We start from the raw sequence: 15,396 nt of genomic DNA on the forward strand, positions 1-15,396 counted from the left end.
TTAAGAACTTCTTTTCATGATTTTGTTGCGGGCCCTGAAGAGGTTGACCAGTTGGGGTGCGTAGTCTTGGTCCACGTAGATGGGCAGGAAATCGGCTTGGTACTTGCGGCAGATCTTGGTGAGTTTCTCTTGGTTTTCGGCGTAGGGGAGTAGGTACCGTTCCTTAAAGGCCTTGGAAGAAGTGTTGATCCAGATGGTTTTACCGGACTCCTTGTCCAGGAGTGGGACAATGCCCAAACTGGGGAAGGCGGTCTCGCGCTTGTCCATGAGCTGCAACACCACCAAGTCATGTTTTTTGGCCAGCATGATTAGCTCGCGCTCGTAACTCAGGTCAATGAAATCTGAGATAAGGATGATGATGCTCTTGCGCTTGACCACGTTCAAGGCCAGCCGTATGCCTTCACCTATGTTGGTCTTTTTGGAGGAGGGCTGCAGCTGCACCAGGGTCTTGATGAGGGAGTAAGCGTGCTCGGTACCTTTGCCGGGCTTCAGGTATTTTTCCTTGGTGTCACTAAAGCAGATCATGCCCAGCTGGCTTCCCTGTTTGATGGCGGCCAGAGCCAAAATGCCGCTAATCTCCTTCCCGATGTCCATTTTCTGCAGGCCGGGCACGCCCAGCGATTGCGACCCAGACACATCCAGGAGAATGAACACGTTCTGCTCTTTTTCTTCGCGGTAAGTCTTCACAAACGTACCATGGCCCTTGGCGCTTACGTTCCAGTCTATGGAGCGCACGTCATCGCCGTACTGGTAGGCCCGCACGTCGTCAAATTCGAGCCCAGAACTTTTGAACACAGATTTGAAGTCGCCCTGGAGTTGAGCGTCAATTGCCTTTCTTATCTGTATCTCGTACTTTCGTAGCTTCCTGACCAAGTCTTTCATGCCTAAGAAGGTTTGTGCAGCGTCCTAAATTTACCGAATCTTACCGACAACCGCGTGAAAAAACGTCTGTACCTCTTTATGCTCTGCCTGGGAATGCTGGCCTGTGAACCCAAAACCAACGCGCCTGTAGACTTGGTTTCTGAAGACAAGATGACCAGCGTACTGTTGGACATTCACCTAGCCGAGGCCCGCATTGGCAGAACCATCATGCAATATGACACCTCGCGCATGGTATTTAAGAACGTGCAAAAGGACATCCTCAAAAAGCATTCGCTTACAGACAGCTCCTTCCGGCATAGCTATGATTATTACCTGCAGAACCCTGCACTGTTGGACAAGATCTATGAGAAAATCCTGGACAGCCTAAGCTTGCGCGAAGCCAAATTAACCCCAAAACCCGGCCAAGTGGTCAAAGAGGCAACTCCTCCCGTTGTGCCAATACCAGCAGATAGCGGAAAACCTGCCCCCGTAGAGGTAGAATAGCTTTCCTCCGTTTTTAGCCTGATTTCCGGAAAATAAGCTAAAAACGGTTACAACAACCTCTTGCCGTTGGGCACCGGCTGCTGCGGTTGGGCCAGTACTATGTGCTTGTTAGCATCTTCAAAACCGGTCACCAGCACCTCAGACATCCAGGGGCCAATCTGCTTAGGCGGGAAATTGGTCACGCACAACACCTGTCTTCCTACCAGCTCTTCTAATGAGTAATGGTGCGTAATCTGCGCGCTTGATTTTTTGATGCCCAGGTCGCCTAGGTCTACCCAAAGGCGGTAAGCGGGTTTGCGGGCTTCGGGGAAAGGCTCTGCCTGAATGATCGTTCCCACTCGCAGGTCCACGGCCATGAATTGATCCCAGGTGATGTGTTGATCCATCGCTGTATTTTTTTCTTGCAAGATAAGGGCTCTGGGCAAGTAGGCAAAGGGGTAAGAACTCTCTTTGTATGGACTTCGTACGTTAAAAAAGCTTTGCCAGAAGGCCTTAGCGTATTCACTCCATTCCTGCAACTATGAAAAATAATACGGGTACCACTTTGTCTGTTTGGCAACCGGGCGTCACCATGCCGGCCACCTCATCCCTTTCTGAAAACCTCACCACCGATGTCTGTGTAGTAGGAGCCGGTATTGCTGGCCTCACCACTGCCTACCTGCTGGCCAAGGCCGGTAAAAAAGTAATCGTGCTGGACGCTGGCGACATCTGCGGCGGCGAGACCAGCCGTACCACGGCGCATTTGTCCTGGGCCTTGGACGACCGCTTTAGTAAAATCAAAAGCGTTTTGGGTGATGCCAACGCCAAACTGGCCTATGAAAGCCATCGCGACGCCATCAACAAGATTGAACAGATCATCAAAGACGAAAAAATAGACTGCGACTTCACCCGCTTACCTGGCTATCTGTTTTTGGGCGCTAAAGACACCGAAGACCAGCTGGACGAGGAACTGCAAGCCTGTCACCAATTGGGCATCAAAGAAGTGGTCAAGCTCAAGCGCTGCCCGGTGCAAAGCGTGAGCGAGGGCCCGTGTCTGGAGTTCCCCAACCAAGGGCAGTTCCACCCCATCAAATATCTCTGGAAGCTGGCGCAGTTCATCATTGACCATGACGGCCTCATTTTCACGCACAGCCACGTCAAGCAGTTTGAAAGCGGCAACGTCACCAGAGTCACTACAGACGCAGGTTATTCTGTAGCGGCGAATCACCTGGTAGTCTGCACCAATACCCCGGTCAATGACTTTGTAACCATGCACACCAAGCAGGCACCATACCGTACCTACGTAGTGGGCATGCGCGTACCTAAAAACAGCGTGCCCCTGGCCCTATACTGGGACGATTCAGACCCTTACCACTATGTGCGCCTGGGTTCTGTGGCCGGCGAAGAAAAAGAAGCGCATGACGTCTTGATTGTAGGCGGCGAAGACCATAAAACCGGACAATCCAACACCGATGAAAACGAACGCTTTGCCTGCCTGGAAGACTGGACCCGCAAAAAATTCCCGATGGTGACGGACACGGTGTTCAGATGGTCTGGCCAGGTGATGGAACCGGTAGACTTCATGGCCTTTATCGGCCGCAATCCCGGCGATACCAAGAATGTGTATATTGCCACCGGCGACTCGGGCCACGGCATGACGCACGGCACCATTGCAGGTATGCTCATTTCAGACTTAATCCAGGGCAAGGCCAACCCATGGGAGAAACTCTACGACCCAAGCCGCGTGACCTTATCTATGGAAACCGCCAAGGAGTTCTTGAAGGAGAACTTGAACGTGGCGGCCCAATACGTTGACTGGGTGAAGCCCGGCGCCAAAGACGAGGAGGAGATTGCCCCAGGCACCGGCAAAGTGGTGCAGCGCGGCGTAAGCAAAGTAGCCGTGTATTGTGACGAGAACGGTCACCGCACCGAATGTTCAGCAGTCTGCACCCACTTGGGCTGTATTGTGGATTGGAACCATTCAGAAATGTCCTGGGACTGCCCTTGCCACGGCTCCAGATTTGACCCGCATGGTAAAGTGATTGCCGGACCAGCCGTGAGAGACTTAGATAAGCCATAGGCTGATCAAATATGATAAAAAAAGCCTGCTACACACGTAGCAGGCTTTTTTTATTTGTAGGCTTCCAGGGCCTTCAATCGTTCTTCTACAGAGTCTTGCCAGGCCTGTTGTTGGGCTTTGTCCAAACCATGGCGGCTTTCCTTGTCATACTGGTCTTCTTCCTTGTGCCAGGCCTCAAAGGCCAGGTTGGCGTACTTGTTCAGGTCGGCGGCGCCTCTGGTGCAGGGGTTGGGCAGAGAGGCCAGGCGTTTGCGCAATTGGCGGGCGTGCAGCTCGGTGATGTCAAAATGCAGCTGCTCATGGGCCAACAGGGCATGCGACTCGCGGTTGCGGGTCCAGGACTCCTTCGGGTTGAAAACGGCGTCTACCTTAAACTTAAGCTGGTTGTTCTCGCACTTCACCTTCATCTCCATGTTGGTAGAGGTGAGGGCGTGGTGGCTGTTGTTGGGCGCGGGTTCACCGGCAAAATCATCCCAGGAAAGGCGCTTTTGCATCGCCCATGGAATGTCTGAGTCGGTTTTAATTACTTTGGGTTTAGTATCTGCGGAAGGACCTAAAAACAGGGCGCTTAACCACAGCGATAGTATAGATATTGGCATAGATGAGACCGTAACAAGAACCGTACCGCCGCAAGTTTCAATTTTGGAGAAGAAACTTACGCCGGACTGAATTTACGGAATCTAAAGAACAAAAGTACCGCGGCAATAGACAAACCTGTCAACAACCCGGTCCAGACGCCCATGGCCCCCATCTCAAACACAAAACTTAACGTGTAGCCTACTGGTAGGGCAATTAGCCAATACGAGAAAAGAGAGATCATGCTAGGCACTTTCACATCCTCCAGCCCGCGCAAGGCGCCCAAGGCCACCACCTGTACCCCATCCGAAATCTGGAACAGCGCCGCCACAATCAACAGCTTAGAGGCCAAGGCCTGCACGGCCACGTCCTTCACATAGAAAGCTGGAATCAATTCTTTGGCGAAGATGATCAACAAACCGGTGCCCGCCATGAACAAGGCGCCCATGACCATGCTGCTGTAGCCCGCCGTGTGCACCCCATGCCCGTCCCCGTACCCGCGCAGATTTCCCACCCGGATGGTAGCCGCCGCCGAGATGCCGCTGGCCATCATGTACGTCACCGAAGCCACGTTTAAGGCAATCTGATGCGCGGCCAACTGCGTGGCACCTACCCAGCCAATCATGACCGCCGAGAAACTAAATGCTCCCATTTCAAAAATCATCTGCAAAGAGATAGGAAATCCAATCTTGAGCATGGTGAGCATGTGCGCCCAAGAGAGGTGCTGTCTTTTCAAGTACTTCCGGTAAATCTCAAACCTAGGGAAAAGCATCACGTAGCCACCCATCATCACCGCCATCACCACCCTGGAGATAAGCGTGGCCCAGGCCGCCCCGTTCAAACCCAAGACTGGCATTCCCAGCTTTCCATAGATCAGAATGTAGTTTAGGACCACGTTCAACACATTCGCGAAGATAGAGATGTACATGGACTGCCGGGTGAGCGAAAGTCCTTCGGCAAACTGCTTGAACCCCTGAAACACCATCAACGGCACCATGGACAGAAACAGGATATTGACGTACGGAATGGTCAAGCGCACCACGTCCAAAGGCTGCTGCAGGTAATGGATGAGCGGGGAGAGGCCGTAAAAGATGAGGAACAGGAACACGCCAATCAAGGTGTTCAACACCAGTCCGTTCAACAAGATTAAAGCAATTCGCAAATGATTTTTACGCCCATTGGCGCGGGCAATCAAAGGCGTGATGCTGTACGAGATACCCAGGCCAAACACCAGCACAATGGTGAAAATGCTGTTGCCCAAAGAGGCAGCGGCCAATTGTTTCGTGCCGATGCGGCCGGCCATGATGCTGTCCACCACCGTCACCATGATGTGGCCCAGTTGGCTAAGAACTACCGGAAACGCTAATAAAAATGTGGCTTTGTAATGTTGCCTATAAACAGGAGAAAAAATCACGATGGCTGTAAACTGAATAGACTGCAAAACTACAGCTATTTCAGGAAGCAACCGCAGCCAATTATCTTGAGTGAGTGAGTGAGTGAGTGAGTGAGTGAGTGAGTGAGTGAGTGAGTGCCGTTTTTGGCCAGATTCCCAGAAAGCAGGCCAAAAACGAGGGCGACTTATTGCTCCAGAAAGGCCTTAAGACGAAGCAGGGCACTTTCTAAGATGTGATCCGGCAAGGCGAAGGACATGCGTACGGCGGTAGGCATGCCCATGTTGGTGCCCGGCAAAACCTCCAGACCAACCTGCTCCTTCATGGCGGCAGCCCAGGCTTCGGCGGTTTGGTAAGAAGCGGCCGGGTTGGCGGCGCGCAGGTAATTGTGTACATCCAGGGTATAGTAATAGCTCGCCTCTGGCACAAAATACTGAAGGCCAGTTATAGTTTCAAGGACCTCCTGCACGCGTGCTTTTTTAGGCTTCAATTCTTCCTTAAATGATTTCCAAATTTCCTGGCGGTGGGTCATGGCTTGGGTAGTCGCGGCTTGGTTCAAGGGAGACACGCCCGAAATGGTCTTGAGCTGCAAATCACCTGCTTTCTCTAAAATTTCAAAAGGAGCAATCAAATACCCCACGCGCCAGCCCGACATGGCAAATGATTTAGAGAACCCGTTCACTACGGCCACGCGGCCGCGCAAATGCTCAAACCGCAGAAAACTGTAAGGCGCCCTTTCATACTGCAGGCCGTCGTAAATCTCATCTGACAGCACATGAATGTTTGGGTGCGCTTCAATTAGGTCTGCTACCACGCGCAGCTCCTCAGGAGAGTAGACTTTGCCCGTCGGGTTGCCGGGGTTGGAGAGGATAACAAGCCTGGTCTTGGGCGTGATGGCTTGTTGCAGGGCTTCTACGGGCAGTGCGTACTCCGCCTCGGGATTGGCCGGGATAGAAACTAACTCGCCGCCGTTCAAACGCACTAGGTCTGGGAACGCAAACCAGTACGGCGCCAAAATGACTACCTCGTCACCGGGCTGTAACAGGCTTTGCAAATACAGATGGATGGCGTGCTTCGCCCCGTGCGTGATGAGCACCTGGCTTTCGGGCAGCGGGATGCCGTCTTCCTCTAAATACCGCTTGGCAATGGCCTGCCGCAGACTGAGGATTCCTTCATTTGGGCCGTAGTAGGTGTCATTCTGTAGGAGCGCCTCCTGCAAGCCCTCCACTGCCACCTTAGGCGTTGTAAAGTGCGAAACGCCCAAATGCATAGGAATTAAGTCCATCTATTTATTTGCTGGTTATTGATTGCTGATTGTTGAATGATGAACGAGAGCAAGTAAATCCTTCCGTTTTAAATCGATGGCAAAGTACAAGAGACCATTTACATTTCCTCCTAAAAATAAGAATCCGTTTTTGGCTTGCTTTCTGGAAAACAGGCCAAAAACGGATCTTGGGTAGCATCATTAATCAGCAACTAACAATCAACAATCAGCAATTAAACTGGCCGTAACAGAACGTTTGCGAAGCCGTGGCTAGCGTCGGTGAAGATGTCGTCAATGGCCAAGCCGCAACTTAAGGCCATTTCTTTTAGTTGCCGCAAAGAATATTTGTAAGAGTTCTCGGTGTGGATGGTCTCCCAGGCTTCAAAGCTGAAGGTTTGATTCAAAGCGCCCACTGTTACTTCCTGGGCTTGCTTACTGATGAGGTAACTACGCATGGTACCTTCCACGGGGTCATACTCGGCAAAGTGTTGGAACTGGTCCACGTCAAAATCGGCTTGCAATTCTTTGTTGATCCGGTGCAACAGGTTGAGGTTAAAAGCGGCGGTCACGCCCGCGGCATCGTCATAGGCCTGGCGTATCTTCTCCGGGTCTTTCTTAAGGTCAATGCCCAGTAAGAAACGGTCCTTTGGCTGCAGGTTTTTTCTAATCTGGCAAAGAAACTCCTGTGCGTCTTTCTGGTTGAAATTCCCAAGATTAGAACCCAAGAACAGAATGAGTTTGCGTTCACTGTGGTTCTGCTGGAGCCACTGCAGGCCCGGGAAATACTCGGCTGCCAAAGCGGTCACCGGTAACTCCGGAAAACGGAGAGACAAGTCCTCCAGCAACTCTTTCAACTGCTCCGGCGAAATGTCCAGGGGCACAAACGTGAAATCCGTTTTCTGGCACACCAATTCCTGCAGCAGAAGCTTGGTCTTGTAGGCATCTCCCGCGCCCAGATCCACCAGCTGGAACGGCTCCTGCGTCCCGAAGGCGTATAGAATCTCCTTGCGCTGCTGCTTTAAAATCTGGAACTCCAGCTTGGTCAAATAATACTCTGGCAACTTCATGATCTGCTGGAACAGCTGGCTGCCCTTGGCATCATAGAAAAACCGCGAAGAAAGGTGCTTAGGATGCTCGGCCAAACCCAGGGCAACATCCTGACCCAGCCCGGTGTCTGAAGAAACGGCTTCGGGGAGCAGGTTGATGAGCTGCGAGGTGGTGTTGGAGAAAATCTGTGTCATAGTTTTGTCTATTTCTGGGCCAGACGTATGCCGGTGAATTGCCAGCGTTTGTCGGGGTGAAAGAAATTGCGGTAGGTGATTCTTATATGGCTTTGCGGCGTGGCGCAAGACCCGCCGCGCAACACCATTTGGTTAATCATGAACTTGCCATTGTATTCGCCAATGGCGCCGGGTGCGGTTTCAAAACCCGGGTAAGGCAGGTAGGCGCTGTACGTCCATTCCCAGGCATCGCCTAAGAGTTGAACTACAAGTACATTCTCATCTGCTTGAAAGGCTTGCTGTGGTTGTAATTTTTGGGACTCCAGGAAGTTTCCAGCGGCGGGGCTTCCGGCGTGCAACTGTGCCAGAGCTTCCCACTCAAATTCGGTGAGGAGCCGGTTGCTGCTCCAATTGGCATAGGCCTGGGCCTCATAAAAACTGATGTGCGTGACGGGCGCCTGCAGGTCTAGTTTCTGTAAACCGTGCAGAGTGTACTGGAACCATTCATCGTCTTGCTTGAGCCAGTACAAAGGCGCCTCCCATTGCTGCAGCTGCACCAAATCCCAGCCTTCGCCCAGCCAGTACACAAAGTTCTGGTAGCCGCCAGCCTCTATGAATCTCAGGTACTCCTGGTTGGTCACCAGCCAGGCGCGGGCCTTGAATTCTGCCAGGTACACTTGGTGTTGGTTCAACTCATTGTCAAAGCAGAAGCCGTCACCCTGATGGCCAATCTGGTAGAGTCCGGCGGGTACGGTGACCCATTCATTTTTGGGCTGTTTTCCAGGTTTCAGGCCAAAATCAGGGTTAGATTCTGGCAGATACGCGGGCAGCATGGGGTTGCAGGAGAGAATGTATTTGATGTCGGTGACCAGGAGTTCTTGGTGCTGTTGCTCATGCTGCAGTCCCAGTTCAAATAGCGGGGTTTTGTCTTCGTTCTCAGGTAGGAAATCACTTTGCAGCAGCGTCTCCATGGCTTTGTTTACATGCCGGCGGTAGGCCAGAATATCTGCCAGGGGAGGTCTAGACAAAGTGCCCCGCTCGGCGCGGTTCACGCGGCTGCCCAGGGTGTTGTAGTAGGAGTTGAACAGAAAACCGTACTGCGGGTGAAACTCTTGGTAATTTGGCGCATGCGGTTTTAAGATGAAGGTCTCAAAAAACCACGTGGTGTGCCCCAGGTGCCATTTAGGCGGACTCACATCCACCATGGGCTGCATGACCGTATCCTCTGGCGTGAGTGGGGCGCATAGGTCTTCTGTTTGCTTTCTGATGCTCTGGAAACGGGCCAAGAGGGTGGCAGATATACCTTGATCGGGCGTAGACATGGTTTTTTAATGTTCTAGTCTTCTCTAAACTAGAATTCGCCCGAAAGGTTATACCTTCATGTTCCAAATCCGTTCCTCTGTCACATGCCCTTCGTCCTGACCCCCTTTCAGAGAGCCCTACAGTTCAAGTTTGACGCCCGCACCTCGCGCGGGGCTATGCAGACGCACCAGGCCCATTTTATACGGGTGCACCACACGGATAATCCAGCTAAGCAGGGGTGGGGAGAATGCTCGCCGCTGCCAGGTCTCAGTCCAGATTATTCCGCAGATTTTTTTGAATTGCTGCAAACGCTTTGCCAGCAGTACAATGCCCTGGAAAGTGATTCTTATGAGGATGAAAAAGGGTTTGCCTTCTGGAAGAGTCTAGAGCAGTGGCCTTCTGTGAACTTCGGGTTTGAGACGGCTTTTGTGGACTACATGCGCGGCGGCGATTTTCAGTTGTACCCCAGCGCCTTCGCCCGGTCTGAACAGGGCATCAAAATAAACGGGTTGGTGTGGATGGGCGACCCAGCGTTCATGCGGGAGCAGATTAAGAAGAAGCTGGCGCAAGGATTTACTTGTCTAAAACTAAAGATTGGTGGCTTGGACTTTGCGCAGGAGCTGAGTATTCTGGAAGAAATAAGAAGAGTTGCCAGCCCCGAAGCAATGGAGCTGCGGCTAGACGCCAATGGAGCTTTTGACCCAACTGAAGCACTTTTTAAGTTAGACCAACTGGCCAGGTTTTCCATCCATTCCATTGAACAGCCCATCAGACAAGGACAAGGGAAAGAGATGCGCGAGGTTTGCCAGCACTCGCCCATTCCTGTGGCGCTGGATGAGGAGTTGATTGGCGTGGTAGGCAAGGAGAATCGTTGGGAACTGCTAAAAGCCCTGGAGCCTGCCTACATCATCATCAAACCTACCTTGGTGGGCGGCCTTACCGCCAGCCGAGAATGGATACAGGTGGCGCAATCCATGCAAGTGGATTGGTGGATGACCTCGGCGCTGGAGTCTAACATTGGGCTCAACGCCATTGCGCAATTTGCCGCCAGCTTCCAAAACCCCTTGCCGCAAGGACTGGGCACGGGACAATTGTACCATAACAACCTGGCTTCACCATTAGAAATAAGAGGCGAGGAACTCTGGTACGCCAAAGACAAAGCATGGGAACTGCCTACCTAGAGATTTCCGGTTTTGGCCTGTTTTCCAGAAATTGGGGTAAAAACGCTAAAGCATTGCTTGCTGCATGAATTTTATAATGGCGGTTTTCGCCTAAAATTCTAGCAACTGCTGAACCACTTTGGGCACGCCCTCGGTGGCTTTTTCTTTGAGGATGGTGAGGTTTCTTCTGTGGGACACGGCGGGGGTGTTAGGATCTACCAAGTAAATGGGCGTGTCATGTGGGGCGTAGGAGAGGAGTCCGGCCGCCGGATACACTTGTAACGAAGTGCCAATCACCAGCAGGTAATCAGCAGTCATGGTTTCTTCTATGGCTTGTTCAATCAAGGGCACCGGCTCCCCGAACCAGACAATGTTGGGCCGTAACTGGGACCCTTTCTCGCAAAGGTCGCCCAGCTTCAACTCCCAGCCTTCTACCGGATAAATGAGCGATGGGTCCTGCGTACTACGGTTTTCAAAAAGCTTTCCGTGGAGGTGTAGAATATTTGTGGAGCCGGCGCGCTCGTGCAGATCATCCACGTTCTGGGTGATTATCTGCACGTCAAACTTTTCTTCCAGTTTTACCAGAGCCAAGTGGGCGGCGTTGGGTTTTACATCTAAGGCGCTTTTGCGGCGTTGGTTGTAGAAGTCCAGCACCAGCTCCGGGTTTTTGCGCCACCCTTCCGGTGAGGCCACTTCCATCACGTCATGTCCTTCCCAAAGCCCATCTGCATCCCGGAAGGTGGCCAAACCGCTTTCGGCGCTGATTCCGGCCCCGGTTAAGACTACTACCTTTTGTTTTTTTAGTGACATAAGACGCATTTTTTTAGACACATGACACAAGGTTCAAGACATAAGATTATTCTACAAGTAGAGTAAAATACGCAAATATCTACAAAAGGAAGAAGTCCGTTTTTGGCTTGTTTTCTAGAAAACAAGCCAAAAACGGACTTCAATTAAGATTCAAGTCTTGTGTCTTGAATCTTATGTCTTGCGTCTATCCTAAACTAGCTGGCTTTCTTTTTGGGAGCAGCCTTTTTAGCGGTGGTACCGGTGGCCTTTTTAGCTGATGCTTTCTTAGCTGCGGGTTTTTTGGCGGCAGTTTTCTTAGGGGCGTCGGCTTTTTCAGCGGGTTCAGCTTTTTTCTTAAAGCCGCCACGGGCTGGTTTATCTGGGGTGTTGGCCGCCAGTTCCAGGCATTGCTCTAAGGTGAGCTCGGCTGGTTCCTGTCCTTTCGGGATTTTGACGTTCTTCTTGCCCACCACAATGTATGGACCAAAGCGTCCGTTCAAGACGGTTACTTCTGGGTTTTCCGGGAAGGTCTTGATCATCTTCTCGGCGTCTGCCTTGCGCTTGGCCTCAATCAGTTCAATGGCCTCAGCCTCAGAAATTAGTAGCGGATCAATGGTTTTAGGTAATGAATAGAACTTGCTATTGTGCTGAATATAAGGCCCAAAACGTCCAATAGCAGCTTTCATATCCTTGCCTTCGTACTCACCCACCACCCTTGGCAATTTGAACAATTCCTGGGCTTGCTCCACAGTAATGGACTCCAGGAACATACCTTTTCTTAAGCTGGCGTACACGGGCTTCTCACCGGTCTCTTCGTTCTCTTCGCCCAACTGCACATATGGCCCGAAGCGACCTAACTTGGCCACCATCATCTTGCCGGAGATTGGATCCAAGCCTAGTTCACGGGCACCGCTCACGCTGGCGCGCTCAATGTCTGCACTGGCCTCAATGGTTCCATGGAAACTGGAGTAGAAGACATCTAACATCTTGTCCCATTCTTTGTTACCCATGGCAATCTGGTCAAACTCTTCCTCTACTTTAGCCGTGAAGGAATAGTCAATGATGCTGGGGAAGTGAGCCACTAAAAAGTCAGTCACCACCATGGCGATGTCTGTGGGGAAGAGTTTGGCTTTCTCGGCGCCGGCCATCTCTGTTTTGGTCAGGGCTTGGATTTCGCCGTTTTCCAAAGACAGGATTTGGTACGGCCGTTCCTTGCCTTCTCTGTTGTCTTTTTCTACGTAGCCGCGTTTCTGGATGGTAGAGATAGTAGGGGCGTAAGTGGATGGTCTACCAATGCCCATTTCTTCTAGTTTCTTTACCAAGCTGGCCTCTGTGTAGCGCGGCGCAGGACGGCTATAACGCTCAGTAGCTTGAAGGCGTTGTAAGTTCAAAGTTTGGCCTTCTTTCAATGGTGGAAGCATGCCTTGGGTTTCCTCGTCGCTCAATTCTTCGTCATCCGTAGACTCAGCGTACACTTTCAGGAATCCTTCAAACTTCACTACCTCACCCGTAGCTACCAGTTTCTCTGGCTGACCAGAGATAGAAATAACCGCAGTAGTTTTCTCAATCTCTGCATCGGCCATCTGTGAGGCGATGGCGCGTTTTCTGATCAAGTCATACAGACGCTGCTCGTTTCGGTCATCGCTGGCTTTTAATGCGGCGAAGTCCGTAGGCCTGATGGATTCGTGGGCTTCTTGCGCCGACTTAGATTTGGTTTTGTATTGTCTGGTTTTGACGAAGTTGTCGCCAAAGCTGCGGGCAATCTCGGCAGCGGCGGCAGCCATGGCATCCTGTGACAGGTTCACGGAGTCGGTACGCATGTAGGAGATCTTACCGGCTTCGTACAGGCGTTGGGCCACTTGCATGGTCTGGGCCACGGAGAAATATAGCTTTCGGCTGGCCTCTTGTTGCAGGGTAGACGTAGTAAACGGCGCGGCTGGGCTGCGCTTGGTGGGTTTCTTTTCTAGACTATCAATGGTGTAAGACGCGCCAATGTTGCGTTTCAGGAAGTCTTCGGCTTGCTCACGGGTTTTAAAGCGTGTGTTCAGTTCGGCCTCCAGGCGTTTGCCAGAAACGTCAAAAATAGCCACCACTTTAAACGCCGACTCAGATTTGAAGCGCTCAATTTCCCGTTCGCGCTCCACTACAAAACGCACGGCTACGGATTGTACCCGTCCCGCTGATAGGCCTGTCTTTATCTTTTTCCAAAGCACCGGAGACAGCTCAAAGCCTACCAGACGGTCCAGCACGCGTCTTGCCTGTTGGGCGTTTACCAGGTTAATGTCAATGGTGCGCGGGTTGTCAATGGCGTTGAGGATGGCGTTCTTAGTAATCTCCCGGAAGACGATGCGGCGCGTTTTGGCCTCGTTCAGGTTTAGGGCCTCAGATAAGTGCCATGAAATGGCCTCTCCCTCGCGGTCCTCATCTGATGCCAACCACACCACTTCGGCCTCCTTGGCAAGCTTTTTAAGGCTGGCAATCACCTCACGCTTGTCCGCAGACACCACGTAGGTGGGTTTGAAGCCGTTCTTAATGTCTATTGCATTGTTGTCCTTGGGGAGGTCCCGCACGTGCCCGAAGCTAGATTTCACGATAAAATCTTTGCCCAGGTACCCTTCAATGGTCTTGGCCTTGGCTGGGGACTCCACAATTACTAAGTTCTTTATCATATATAGAAGGAGGTGGGCGGGGCCCAAAAATTTTTCAAAGATGACGTAAAATTCTGAGACAATGCAAGCGCTACCGGGTAAGTAGCTTGTTAGAAGAGCGCAAAACCATATACCTTAGGGCAGTAAAAAAGTTTTTAACGCAAAATTTAGGCGCTATGAAACATCTTTTGTTAATGAGGCACGCTACAACGCTGGAAAAAGTTCCGGGCCAGACAGACCTGGAGCGTGAACTCACCCCGCTAGGCCATAGCCAGGCTGTCACGGCAGGACTCTGGCTAAAAGAGAAAAAGCTGGTGCCAGACTTGATTCTCTGCAGTCCGGCGGTACGTACGCAATCTACCCTGGCTGGGGTTTTAGCGGGGCTGGGCGTATCTGTACCTGTGCAGACAGAAAAAGATATTTACCATGGGGATGAAGAAGATTTAATGCACCTTTTAGAAACCGTAGATGCCTCTGTGCAGACTCTATTATATATAGGGCATAATCCTACCATTGGGTATTTTGCCAATGCGCTTACACAAAGAAGAGTTAGTTTCTCACCAGCCACCATCCTGGATTTGGTCCCGAAAGAAGAAGATGCCACTGGTAAGGCGACAAGCACCTTTCATCTACAGGAAAGGTTCATAGCCCCAGTAGATTCATTTTAGGGCTATTTTCTAGAAAACAGGCTAAAAACGAATTTAAACGGCATTTTAATTTGTAGCTTTAACCCGTTTCAACGGCAGAAAAATAAATTTCAGTTTTCGTGTAACCTATGGCAACAACTATCGTATCGGTCATCAACCAAAAGGGGGGTACTGGCAAAACCACTACTACCATTAATCTGGGAAGCGCGCTCCAAAAGCTAGGAAAGCGGGTGCTGTTGATCGATTTAGACCCACAAGCCAACTTATCTTACTCCCTGGGCATTACAGAACCTGAGCGTACTTTAGCAGATGTATTCACCGGCCAGCACAGCTTGTCAGACATTCTGCAAGAATGCGGCGGCCTGCAAGTGGCGCCTGGTACCAATGACCTGGTAGACGTGGAGATATCTTTGGTAGGACAGGAGAGCCGCGAGGAGTTTCTGCAGAGCATGTTACAAGAAGCCAAGGGGTTTGACTACATCTTGATAGATTGTCCGCCTTCGCTGTCCTTGTTGACGGTCAATGCGCTTACAGCTTCACATGAGGTGATCATTCCTTTGCAGATGGAGGTGTTGACGCTGCAGGGCCTTGGTCAGATCCTGAACACGGTAAAGCAGATTAAATCCACGCTCAACCCCAAACTAAAGGTGAAAGGCATAGTGGTGGTTATGTATGACAAACGCCGCAAGCTGAGCCTAGAGATAGAAGAGTACCTGCAGGAAAACGTGGAGGAGCGTATTTTTGACCAGCGCATCAGGCTAAATGTAAAGCTTGCTGAAGCACCTTCTTTTGGGAAGAGTGTGATAGAATATGACCCGGCTTCTAATGGAGCCAAAGATTATTTAGGACTAGCCAAAGAATACTTGGCTGCTAAATAAGGGTTCTTCTTAACTCTATTTTATTAGTATATTGCATAGCCTATTTTTAAAGGCAGATAAACCATTGCGTGGCAAAACCATTGCCTTGGCATGTAAC

Annotated in this window: 14 protein-coding genes; 5 read left to right on the top strand and 9 right to left on the bottom strand. The window is 51.2% G+C overall.

The genetic code is table 11. The annotated features are described in order from the left end of the window. On the bottom strand, positions 1-882 hold the full coding sequence (locus tag TH61_RS14040) for a DUF58 domain-containing protein (RefSeq protein WP_066510660.1): 882 nt from the start codon (positions 880-882) through the stop codon (positions 1-3). A 54-nt stretch (positions 883-936) separates the two neighbouring features. Between TH61_RS14040 and TH61_RS14045 the strand changes: the two genes are divergently transcribed. Continuing rightward, positions 937-1,365, top strand: a complete 429-nt coding sequence (locus tag TH61_RS14045) for a DUF4296 domain-containing protein (protein WP_157600724.1) — start codon at positions 937-939, stop codon at positions 1,363-1,365. 47 nt (positions 1,366-1,412) lie between these two features. Here the strand turns inward: TH61_RS14045 and TH61_RS14050 are convergent, their stop codons facing one another. Next, positions 1,413-1,751: a tRNA-binding protein gene (locus tag TH61_RS14050; RefSeq protein ID WP_066512885.1), complete on the bottom strand. Its 339-nt coding sequence runs from the start codon at positions 1,749-1,751 to the stop codon at positions 1,413-1,415. 134 nt (positions 1,752-1,885) lie between these two features. Here TH61_RS14050 and TH61_RS14055 point away from each other — a divergent pair, with 134 nt between their 5' ends. Further along, a complete protein-coding gene (locus TH61_RS14055; RefSeq protein WP_066510663.1) occupies positions 1,886-3,424 on the top strand; it encodes an FAD-dependent oxidoreductase in 1,539 nt (512 codons plus the stop codon). 50 nt (positions 3,425-3,474) lie between these two features. Here TH61_RS14055 and TH61_RS14060 read toward each other — a convergent pair whose 3' ends face one another. From TH61_RS14060 to egtB, 5 genes are all read right to left on the bottom strand, one after another. Next, complete coding sequence (locus tag TH61_RS14060) at positions 3,475-4,023, bottom strand: DUF922 domain-containing protein (protein WP_071887849.1); 549 nt, start codon at positions 4,021-4,023, stop codon at positions 3,475-3,477. A 56-nt stretch (positions 4,024-4,079) separates the two neighbouring features. Then, complete coding sequence (locus tag TH61_RS14065) at positions 4,080-5,441, bottom strand: MATE family efflux transporter (RefSeq protein ID WP_231862230.1); 1,362 nt, start codon at positions 5,439-5,441, stop codon at positions 4,080-4,082. Positions 5,442-5,578: 137 nt separating this feature from the next. Further along, positions 5,579-6,676: a pyridoxal phosphate-dependent aminotransferase gene (locus TH61_RS14070; RefSeq protein ID WP_066510666.1), complete on the bottom strand. Its 1,098-nt coding sequence runs from the start codon at positions 6,674-6,676 to the stop codon at positions 5,579-5,581. 212 nt (positions 6,677-6,888) lie between these two features. Continuing rightward, positions 6,889-7,896, bottom strand: a complete 1,008-nt coding sequence (gene egtD / locus TH61_RS14075; protein WP_066510668.1) for an L-histidine N(alpha)-methyltransferase — start codon at positions 7,894-7,896, stop codon at positions 6,889-6,891. Between the two features lie 8 nt (positions 7,897-7,904). Next, entirely contained in the window at positions 7,905-9,197 is a 1,293-nt protein-coding gene (gene egtB, locus TH61_RS14080) for an ergothioneine biosynthesis protein EgtB (RefSeq protein ID WP_066510669.1), read from the bottom strand. Between the two features lie 84 nt (positions 9,198-9,281). Here egtB and menC point away from each other — a divergent pair, with 84 nt between their 5' ends. Next, on the top strand, positions 9,282-10,358 hold the full coding sequence (gene menC, locus TH61_RS14085; RefSeq protein WP_066510670.1) for an o-succinylbenzoate synthase: 1,077 nt from the start codon (positions 9,282-9,284) through the stop codon (positions 10,356-10,358). 90 nt (positions 10,359-10,448) lie between these two features. Here the strand turns inward: menC and TH61_RS14090 are convergent, their stop codons facing one another. Then, a complete protein-coding gene (locus TH61_RS14090) occupies positions 10,449-11,147 on the bottom strand; it encodes an NAD-dependent deacylase (RefSeq protein WP_066510672.1) in 699 nt (232 codons plus the stop codon). 194 nt (positions 11,148-11,341) lie between these two features. After that, positions 11,342-13,795, bottom strand: coding sequence for a type I DNA topoisomerase (gene topA / locus TH61_RS14095; RefSeq protein ID WP_066510674.1), 2,454 nt, complete (start codon positions 13,793-13,795; stop codon positions 11,342-11,344). 173 nt (positions 13,796-13,968) lie between these two features. On the opposite strand from topA, the gene TH61_RS14100 reads away from it, so the two are divergent. Then, the gene (locus tag TH61_RS14100) at positions 13,969-14,442 is read left to right on the top strand and encodes a histidine phosphatase family protein (protein WP_197464042.1); all 474 of its coding nucleotides are present in this window, start codon (positions 13,969-13,971) and stop codon (positions 14,440-14,442) included. Positions 14,443-14,549: 107 nt separating this feature from the next. Further along, on the top strand, positions 14,550-15,299 hold the full coding sequence (locus TH61_RS14105; RefSeq protein ID WP_066510676.1) for a ParA family protein: 750 nt from the start codon (positions 14,550-14,552) through the stop codon (positions 15,297-15,299). The last annotated feature ends 97 nt before the right edge of the window (positions 15,300-15,396 follow it).

Origin of the sequence: Rufibacter sp. DG15C (genome assembly GCF_001577755.1) — a bacterium.
Taxonomy (GTDB): domain Bacteria; phylum Bacteroidota; class Bacteroidia; order Cytophagales; family Hymenobacteraceae; genus Nibribacter.

Coding starts and splice junctions, on each gene's coding strand:
- TH61_RS14040 (WP_066510660.1), bottom strand. CDS start 882: ATGAAAGACTTGGTCAGGAAGCTACGAAAGTACGAGATACAGATAAGA.
- TH61_RS14100 (WP_197464042.1), top strand. CDS start 13,969: ATGAGGCACGCTACAACGCTGGAAAAAGTTCCGGGCCAGACAGACCTG.
- topA (WP_066510674.1), bottom strand. CDS start 13,795: ATGATAAAGAACTTAGTAATTGTGGAGTCCCCAGCCAAGGCCAAGACC.
- TH61_RS14070 (WP_066510666.1), bottom strand. CDS start 6,676: ATGGACTTAATTCCTATGCATTTGGGCGTTTCGCACTTTACAACGCCT.
- TH61_RS14060 (WP_071887849.1), bottom strand. CDS start 4,023: ATGCCAATATCTATACTATCGCTGTGGTTAAGCGCCCTGTTTTTAGGT.
- TH61_RS14105 (WP_066510676.1), top strand. CDS start 14,550: ATGGCAACAACTATCGTATCGGTCATCAACCAAAAGGGGGGTACTGGC.
- TH61_RS14050 (WP_066512885.1), bottom strand. CDS start 1,751: ATGGATCAACACATCACCTGGGATCAATTCATGGCCGTGGACCTGCGA.
- menC (WP_066510670.1), top strand. CDS start 9,282: ATGCCCTTCGTCCTGACCCCCTTTCAGAGAGCCCTACAGTTCAAGTTT.
- egtB (WP_066510669.1), bottom strand. CDS start 9,197: ATGTCTACGCCCGATCAAGGTATATCTGCCACCCTCTTGGCCCGTTTC.
- TH61_RS14090 (WP_066510672.1), bottom strand. CDS start 11,147: ATGTCACTAAAAAAACAAAAGGTAGTAGTCTTAACCGGGGCCGGAATC.
- TH61_RS14055 (WP_066510663.1), top strand. CDS start 1,886: ATGAAAAATAATACGGGTACCACTTTGTCTGTTTGGCAACCGGGCGTC.
- egtD (WP_066510668.1), bottom strand. CDS start 7,896: ATGACACAGATTTTCTCCAACACCACCTCGCAGCTCATCAACCTGCTC.